This is a genomic window from Streptomyces sp. SBT349 (genome assembly GCF_001083795.1).
GTDB lineage: Bacteria > Actinomycetota > Actinomycetes > Streptomycetales > Streptomycetaceae > Streptomyces.
In genome coordinates this window covers 1-8,195 of the sequence record NZ_LAVK01000334.1, presented here as the reverse complement: position 1 = coordinate 8,195, position 8,195 = coordinate 1, and the positions used below count along the sequence as shown (strand labels likewise).

The window sequence follows — 8,195 nt, the reverse complement described above, 5'->3', positions numbered from 1 at the left end:
TCTGAAACGCGAAACACTTCGTTTTAAACAGAGTGTTGAAAACAAACCGTGCGCCGTTTCAAAACAGTCCCCGCCCTCCGATGCCCGATAGGGCAACCGAGCCCACCGGCCCGCTACATAAGCCCAGGCGGCGCGCGGACGACGACGAATACGTGCGGCCAGAGCAGGCCCGAAGGGTGCGCGCCACCCCAGCCACAGCGAACAGACCGACCCCAGACCACCGCCATCCGCTGCGCCCGTCCGGACACCCACCTCATCCACCCCACAACCCTGCCGGTCACCGGGACGACCCCGACCCACGAACCCTCCCCCCGTAGGTGCCTCCCTCGTGCATCCGCACGAAACAGACACCCGGCCAAGCCCGCGCCACCTAGACCAGGCGTAGAAGCCGCAAAACCCCAGCCCCCCACAGCGCGAGGCACAAGGATTCAGGTGGGGCGCCGCCCAACGGAGGAAGCACACTCGCCGCCCAACGCCTCGCGCAGCTCATCGAGGCGGGCGAAGTCATCGGCGAGCAGCGCCCGTTCCTCCTCAGGGAGGGCCACGCCCGCCGCCCGTTCAAGGAGTTCGGCCGCCACCTCCGGCTCCCCGAGCCGGTGCGCGATGTCCCCCCGCAGGACCAGCAGCCGCACCAACTGCCCCGGCGTGGGCTTCTCGTTGCGCAGCACCAGCACCCGGTCCAGGATCTTGGCCGCCGCCTCCGGATCCTCCCTGGAGTCCGCGAAGGTGAGGGCGAAGTGCAGCGCGCGGGCGAACGTCTCCTTCGGCGCGGGCTGATGCGCCGAGTCCCCGCCGGTCGGCTGGCCGACGCGAATCGAGTTGCCGCCCGGGTCGGTCATGATGAACTGCCGTACGCCGTAGGACATCTCACGCACCGGCCCGATGCGCGGGATGCCGCGGGTCGGTATCTTCCCGTACTCCTCACGCAGCCCCGCGCGGAACGCCTCGTACAGCGCGTCCACCTCGTCCGTGATGATGTAGCAGCCGCTCAGCGACTCCTCCGGGTTGAATTCCTTCATGCCGAAGAACTGGAGCTCGACGGCCCCGCGTTCGACGACGACGTAGGCGTAGGGACTCTTCTGGAGGTAGGTCACCTCGAAGCCCAGCGCGGTGTAGAAGTCGATGACGGGCTGGATCGTCCGGCAGGACAGCAGGGGAATGGTCTTCTCGGTCATGCGGCCAGTCTAGTCAAATTTGAATACACCGACCGGTCGGCCTCACCGGTCGATGCGCACGCCCCGGCACCGCCGGCCCGGCACTCCACCGCGCCGCCCGCAGGGCGTCCCTCCCCCGCGCCTCGACCACACCACGACCCCCACGCGGACGGCCCGCCACCCCCAGCGCCGGGACACGTCTCCCTTGACGGAAGCGAGCAAGCGTTGCCACACTCCGGTGCGTCCGCAAGCGCTTGCCATCAACCCGGGCCATCGCGCGGATCAGGAATGAATCGATTCACCCCCTCGGTTCACCCACGTCTTTCCCCTCGTCTCATATCCCTCTCCCGAAGGAGCACCGGATGGGCAGCAGAGCCGCCGCCCCCGTCGCCAGACGCGCCCGGCCCCGCACCCTCGCCACCGTCGGCCTCGCCGTGTTCGCCGCCGTCGCGGTGACGCTCCCCGCTCCGGCGGGCGCGGCACCGGCCGCCGACTCCGGCGACCGTCAACACCACCGTCCCCTCCGCGACATGGAGCGCCTCGACCGCGCGCCGGTGGCCGTGAAGACCGAGGGCGGCGTCTTCGTCAGCTGGCGGCTGCTGGGACTCGACCGCGACAGCATCGCCTTCCACGTCTACCGCGACGGCGAGCGCATCACCCGCACCCCGCTGCGCGACACCACCAGCCTCACCGACCCCGACGGCACCGAGGACTCGGTGTACCAGGTCGCCACGGTCACGAGGGGCCACGCCGGCGACCGGACCGAGCGGTTCGGCGTATGGGACCAGCAGCACCGGGACATCCCGGTCAACCGCCCGGCGCCCGGCGTGACTCCGACCGGCGAGGAGTACACCTATCACCTCAACGACGCGAGCGTGGGGGACCTGGACGGCGACGGCGTCTACGAGATCGTCCAGAAGTGGGAGCCCAGCAACGCGCAGGACAACTCCCGTTCCGGCTACACCGGGAATGTGATCATCGACGCCTACACGCTCGACGGCGACCAGCTGTGGCGCATCGACCTCGGGCGCAACATCCGGGCGGGCGCGCACTACACGCAGCTGATGGTCTACGACCTCGACAGCGACGGCCGGTCGGAGGTCGTCATGAAGACGGCCGACGGAACGGTGGACGGCGCGGGCGAGGTCATCGGCGACACGGCGGCCGACTACCGCAACGAGGACGGATACGTGCTCTCCGGGCCCGAGTTCCTGACCGTGTTCGACGGCCGGACGGGCGCGGCGGTGGACACCGTCGACTACGTCCCGGCCCGGGGCGACACCTGCGCCTGGGGGGACTGCTACGGCAACCGTGCCGACCGTTTCCTCGCGGGCGTGGCCTATCTGGACGGCGAGCACCCGAGCGTGGTCTTCGCGCGGGGCTACTACACGCGCGCCACCGTGGCCGCGTTCGACTTCGACGGCGAATCCCTCGACCAGCGCTGGCTGTTCGACTCGGACGAGTCGGGCGAGGAGTACGAGGGGCAGGGCAACCACAACCTGTCCGTCGCGGATGTGGACGACGACGGCAGGGACGAGATCGTCTACGGGTCGATGACCCTGGACGAGGACGGCTCCCCGCTCTACAACACGGGCCTCGGCCACGGGGACGCGCTGCACGTGGGCGATCTGGACCCGGGCCGCGAGGGGCTTGAAGTCTTCGCGGCGCACGAGAACATGACGATGTCGGGCGGCCAAGGAGCCACGTTCCGCGACGCGGCGACCGGCGAGGTCCTCTACGGCATGCCCGCGAGCCGCGACATCGGTCGCGGGGCGGCCGGGGACATCGACCCGACGCACCCGGGGGCCGAGGGCTGGGCGGTGACGGCCACCGGCGCGTGGAACTCCCGTGAGGGTGAACTGCGGGCGGCGGACGGCACGTTGCTGGGCACTGACATCCCGTCGGCAAACTTCATGATCTGGTGGGACGGCGACCCGCTCCGCGAGATCCTGGACCACACCTTCGACGAGGCGGCGGACCCGGCGGGCACGCCGTATGTCGCCGAGTGGGACTGGGAGAACGGCGAACAGCGGGAGATCTTCCGCCCCGAGGGCACGTACACGAGCAACTGGACCAAGGGCAACCCGGCGATCCAGGCCGACCTGTACGGCGACTGGCGCGAGGAGGTCGTCTACCGGGCCCAGGACGAGTCGGCGCTGCGGCTGTTCACCACGACCGAGGAGACCGGTCTGCGGCTGCCCACGCTGATGCACGACCCGCAGTACCGGCTGGCCGTGGCCTGGCAGAACGTGGCCTACAACCAGCCGCCGCACCCGAGTTGGTTCATCGGGGCGGGCATGGGTGAGCCGGCGCGGCCGGCGATCCGCTACACGTCGCGCTAGCGGCGGGCCCGTCGCGGGGATCGGATGGAAGACCGCCGGCAGGGGGCGAATTGACCCCTCCGGCGTTTCCGAAAAGTTACCCGCCGTCCGGTTGCCCAAGGAGGGCCCGACGGTATTGTAACGATTCACTTCAGGTGGAGCCGGGGGATGAGAAAAATGGTGACACCGCCCTTGAAGTGCCGTTACGCATTGACAGAGCAGGAGGGCTCTCATGTCAATCTCGAAGGCCGCCAAGAGCGGTCTCGCCCTTGCCCTTGTCGGTTCCCTGGCACTCACCGCGTGCGGTTCCGACAGTGGTGACGGTGACGATGGTGGCAAGGTCACCCTGCGGTTCACCTGGTGGGGAGCCGACGAGCGATCGCAACGCTACGAAGAGGCCATCGCGTTGTTCGAAGAGGCGAACCCCGATATCGATGTGCAGACCGGGTTCGCCGAGTTCCAGGACTACTGGACGCAGCGTAGTACGGACGCCACATCCGGTGAACTTCCCGATGTCATGCAGATGGATCTTTCCCGGCTGCTGGAGTACACCAATGCCGGACTGCTGTATGACATGAATGAATTCGTGGACAATCAGCTCGACACCTCCCAGATCAATGAGGAGTTGCTCGCCTCGGGCGAGATCGAGGAGCAGCTGCTCGGCATACCCACCGGCACCAACACCTGGGCGCTGTTCTACAACCCGGACCTGCTGGCCGAGCTCGGCATCGAGCCGCCGGAGTGGGATTACACGTGGGAGGAGTACCACGCCTTCATCACCGAGATCAGTGAGGCCGGGGCGGGCTCGGACCCACAGGTCTACGGCGCGACGGACTACACCATGACCTGGTGGGTGTTCCTCAACTGGCTGGTCCAGCAGGGCATCGAACCGTTCGCGGAGAACGGCGAGAAGAACTTCACGGAGGACGACCTGCGCGAGTTCCTGTCCACGACGGACGGGCTGCGCGAGGACGGCGTCACGTTCCCGATCGAGCGCCTTGACCAGCTCGACCCGCTGGGCGGCTTCAACTCCGGTGAGGCGGCGGTGGAGTTCCACTGGGACAACTTCATCCACTCCTACGCCAACGACCTGGGCAATGACAATATCCAGCTCATGCCGATGCCCAGCGGCCCCGACGGCGAGAAGCACATGTTCTTCAAGCCGTCGATGCAGCTGTCGATGGGGGCGAACACGGAGCACCCCGAAGAGGCCGCGCAGCTCATCGACTTCCTCATCAACGACCCCGAGGCCGGGCAGATCATCGGCACCGACCTGGGCGTCCCCGCCTCGCAGGGGCGGCTGGACGCGCTGGAGGTCGAGGAGGGCAGCCTGGAGCAGCGTGCCATCGAGTACGAGCAGCGGGTCGAGGACGAGGGCTACATGACCGAGACCGTGCCGCTCCACCCGGAGGGCTTCGGCGCGGTGGAGACCGAGTACGTCGAGGTGCTGGGCGACGAGTTCTCCTACGGGCAGATCAGCGTGGACGACTTCGTGGAGCGCTGGTTCAGCGAGGCCGAGAACCTGCTGGTGGTCGAGTGACCGCCGCTTACCGCGCCCCCGGTGACGCGCTTTCGCGGCGCCCACTCCCCCGCCCGACCTGACGACCTTCCGAACGGACCTTCCTCATGGCTCTGACGCGTGAGGCGTCCCGGGCTCCGGGGCTCGGCAAGCCCCCGCGACGGCCGCGTTCCACGCGGCCGTCGCGGCGGGCATCCGAGACCCGGGCCGGTTACGCCTTTCTCGCCCCCTGGCTGCTGGGCTTCATCGCCCTGACGGCCGGGCCCATGGTGGCCTCCGCCTACCTGTCCTTCACCAACTACCACCCCGTCCGGGGCGGTGACTGGATCGGCTGGGAGAACTACCAGCGCCTCTTCGACGATCCGCGTTTCCTGGACTCGGTCGAGGTCACCGCCATCTACGCGGTGGTCGGCACGCCCATCAAACTGGCCGCGGCGCTCGGTGTGGCGATGCTGCTGAACAACAGGCGGCGCGGTCAGGGTGGTTATCGCTCCGCGTTCTACGCACCCTCGCTGATCGGCGCGAGCGTGTCCATCGCGATCGTGTGGCGCGCGATGTTCAACGACGACGGCATCGTCGACGAGGCCGGGCAGCTGTTCGGGATGTCGGAGGGCGGCTGGATCGGTGATCCCGATCTGAGCATGCCGATGATGATCCTGCTGGCGGTCTGGCAGTTCGGCGCGCCGATGGTGATCTTCCTGGCCGGTCTGAAGCAGATTCCCGGGGAGCTGTACGAGGCGGCGGAGGTGGACGGCGCGGGCGCGTGGCGCAAGTTCACGCGGATCACGCTGCCGATGCTGTCGCCGGTGCTCTTCTTCAACCTGGTGCTGGAGACGATTCACTCCTTCCAGGTGTTCGCCTCGGCGTTCATCATCTCCGGCGGGCGCGGCGGCCCCGCCAACTCGACGCTGTTCTACACGCTGTACCTGTACCAACGCGGGTTCGGGCAGGGGCAGCTCGGCTACGCGGCGGCGATGGCGTGGCTGCTGGTGATGGTCGTCGGGGCCATCACCCTCATCTTCTTCAGGACTTCGCGGTACTGGGTGTTCTACTCAGGGGAGGCACGATGACGGCCACGGCGGCGTCCCAGAGCCTGAAACGGCGGGTCAGGCGCCGCCGTTCGGGCAGGACCGTGCTCTTCCACGCCTCCGTCCTGGCTCTGTGCCTGGTCATGCTCTATCCGGGGGCGTGGCTGCTGCTGTCGTCGTTCCGGCCGACGGACCAGATTCTCGGCGAGACGGGGCTGATTCCCGACAACACGACGCTGGACAACTTCCGGACCGTTTTCGAGGGCATCGGCGGCGTCTCGTTCTGGACGTTCTTCATGAACTCCGTCTACCTGGGCGTGGGTTCGGTCGTGGGGGTCTGCCTGTCGTGTTCGGTCACGGCATACGGCTTCTCGCGGATCGTCTTCCCCGGCCAGAAGATATTCTTCGCCATCATGATCGGCACGCTGCTGCTGCCGTTCCACGTGGTGATCATCCCGCAGTTCATCATGTTCAACGAGATGGGCTGGACGGATTCGTTCATTCCGCTGCTGATCGGCAAGTTCCTCGCGGCGGACGCGTTCTTCGTCTTCCTGATGGTGCAGTTCATGCGCACGGTGCCGAAGTCGCTGGACGAGTCGGCGCGTCTGGACGGGGCCGGGCATCTCCGGATCTACTGGTCGATCATGCTGCCGCTGATGCGGCCGGTGCTGGCGACGGCGTCCATCTTCGCGTTCATCTGGAGCTGGAACGACTTCCTCGCGCCGTTGATCTATCTGCGCAGCCCCGAGAATTACCCGCTGCCGCTCATGCTGCGGCAGTACGCCGACCAGACGAGCACCTCGGACTACGGCGCGCAGATGGCGGCGGCGATGCTGGCCCTGGTGCCGGTGATCCTGTTCTTCGTCCTCTTCCAGCGCTATATCGTCGAGGGCGTCTCGACACAGGGCCTCCGGGGATGAGCGGCAAGCGGTGGAGCGCCGGGTTCGCCCTGTTCGGCGAGGTCGTCATCACCGGGGCGCTGGTCGCGGTGCTCTCGGTGCCGATGGTCACGGCGCTCCCCGCGCTGGCCGCGGGCACGGCCCACCTGCGGCGCCACCTCACCGGTGAGAGCGTGCGGGTGGCCGACCTGCTGCGGGACTTCGGAGCGGCCTGCCGCTCGCTGTGGCCCGCGGCCCTCGCGGTGCCGGCGGCCGCGCTGATCCTGCTGTGGAACCTGTCGCTGGCCCAGGCCGGGGTGATCCCCGGCTCCGGCGGGGTGCTCGCGATCACGGGGGCGCTGCTCACGGCGCTCGCGGTGCTCGTCCTGCGGGCGGCCGACGCGTGGCACCCGGGCCTGGACGCGGCCGGGACGGTGCGCGAGGCGGCGGAACGCGCCCGGGGGGACCTGCCGGGCTCGGTGCTGCTGGCCTTCGCCTGCGGGATGTGCGTCGTGTTCGTGTGGATGCTGCTGCCGCTGGCCCTGGTCTGCGGCGGCCTCCTCTCCCTCGCCGCGGTCGGGGTCTCCCTCCGCGCCGAGGCGGCCGAGGCGGGGCCCGCGCCCGGCGACTGACCGCGTCCTGATGTCCTCGTGCTCGCAGCTCAGCGCGCACTCCACACGCCGGTGCGCACCGACGGCGCGGCCGTCCAGGTCCTCACCGGGCTGGCCGGGGCCGGGGTCGCGGCGGGTGCCGTCACGCGGGCGGAGGCGGAACGCTGGCTCGCCGACCAGCGCGAACGTGCCGACGCCGACCGCCTGTTCCTGGCCACCCCGTCCTTCCTGGCCGCCGCCACCCGGCCCTGCCGTGCGTCGGGTTGTGGGTGGGGCGGCTTCGACGCTTGGCCTAGGTGGCCGGCGCTTGCCCGGGTGTCCGTCTCATGCGGATGCACGAAAAGAGGCACCTACGGGGGGAGGGTTCGTGGGTGTTCGCCGTCCCGGTGACCGGCCGGCTTGTGGGTGGAAGAGGTGGGTGTCCGAACGGGCGCAGCGGATGACGTTCGTCTTGGGTCGGTCTGTTCGCTGTGGCTGGGGTGGCGCGCAGCTGCTGCCGCCTCTGTGTTCCCTTGCTGGTCATCCCCCGGGCCGGTGGGGGTCGTTGCCCAACCGGGCAGTGGTGGCGGTGCGCGGTCGTCTGCCCCTTCGGGCATCTGGAGGTGGGGACTGTTCTGAAACGCGAAACACTTCGTTTTAAACAGAGTGTTGAAAACAAACCGTGCGCCGTTTCGAAACAGTCCC

At 68.5% G+C, this 8,195-nt stretch carries 6 protein-coding genes; 5 read left to right on the top strand and 1 reads right to left on the bottom strand.

The features are described from left to right. Positions 1–428: 428 nt before the first annotated feature. Positions 429–1,175, bottom strand: a complete 747-nt coding sequence (locus tag ADY01_RS29080) for a bleomycin resistance protein (RefSeq protein ID WP_049579432.1) — start codon at positions 1,173–1,175, stop codon at positions 429–431. A gap of 341 nt (positions 1,176–1,516) precedes the next feature. On the opposite strand from ADY01_RS29080, the gene ADY01_RS29075 reads away from it, so the two are divergent. From ADY01_RS29075 to ADY01_RS29055, 5 genes are all read left to right on the top strand, one after another. Beyond that, positions 1,517–3,496: a rhamnogalacturonan lyase gene (locus tag ADY01_RS29075; protein ID WP_049579431.1), complete on the top strand. Its 1,980-nt coding sequence runs from the start codon at positions 1,517–1,519 to the stop codon at positions 3,494–3,496. Positions 3,497–3,707: 211 nt separating this feature from the next. Next, positions 3,708–5,015 (top strand): ABC transporter substrate-binding protein, encoded by a 1,308-nt coding sequence (locus ADY01_RS29070; RefSeq protein WP_049579429.1) that lies wholly within the window; start codon positions 3,708–3,710, stop codon positions 5,013–5,015. 86 nt (positions 5,016–5,101) lie between these two features. Further along, a complete protein-coding gene (locus tag ADY01_RS29065) occupies positions 5,102–6,064 on the top strand; it encodes a carbohydrate ABC transporter permease (protein WP_049579427.1) in 963 nt (320 codons plus the stop codon). Beyond that, a complete protein-coding gene (locus ADY01_RS29060; protein WP_049579426.1) occupies positions 6,061–6,942 on the top strand; it encodes a carbohydrate ABC transporter permease in 882 nt (293 codons plus the stop codon). Before ADY01_RS29065 ends, ADY01_RS29060 begins: the two co-directional genes overlap by 4 nt. After that, entirely contained in the window at positions 6,939–7,532 is a 594-nt protein-coding gene (locus tag ADY01_RS29055; protein ID WP_053171315.1) for a hypothetical protein, read from the top strand. Before ADY01_RS29060 ends, ADY01_RS29055 begins: the two co-directional genes overlap by 4 nt. Positions 7,533–8,195 lie beyond the last annotated feature (663 nt).

Bases quoted from the DNA above. Each gene is read 5' to 3' on its own strand.
- ADY01_RS29080 (WP_049579432.1), bottom strand. From the start codon at position 1,175: ATGACCGAGAAGACCATTCCCCTGCTGTCCTGCCGGACGATCCAGCCC.
- ADY01_RS29075 (WP_049579431.1), top strand. From the start codon at position 1,517: ATGGGCAGCAGAGCCGCCGCCCCCGTCGCCAGACGCGCCCGGCCCCGC.
- ADY01_RS29070 (WP_049579429.1), top strand. From the start codon at position 3,708: ATGTCAATCTCGAAGGCCGCCAAGAGCGGTCTCGCCCTTGCCCTTGTC.
- ADY01_RS29065 (WP_049579427.1), top strand. From the start codon at position 5,102: ATGGCTCTGACGCGTGAGGCGTCCCGGGCTCCGGGGCTCGGCAAGCCC.
- ADY01_RS29060 (WP_049579426.1), top strand. From the start codon at position 6,061: ATGACGGCCACGGCGGCGTCCCAGAGCCTGAAACGGCGGGTCAGGCGC.
- ADY01_RS29055 (WP_053171315.1), top strand. From the start codon at position 6,939: ATGAGCGGCAAGCGGTGGAGCGCCGGGTTCGCCCTGTTCGGCGAGGTC.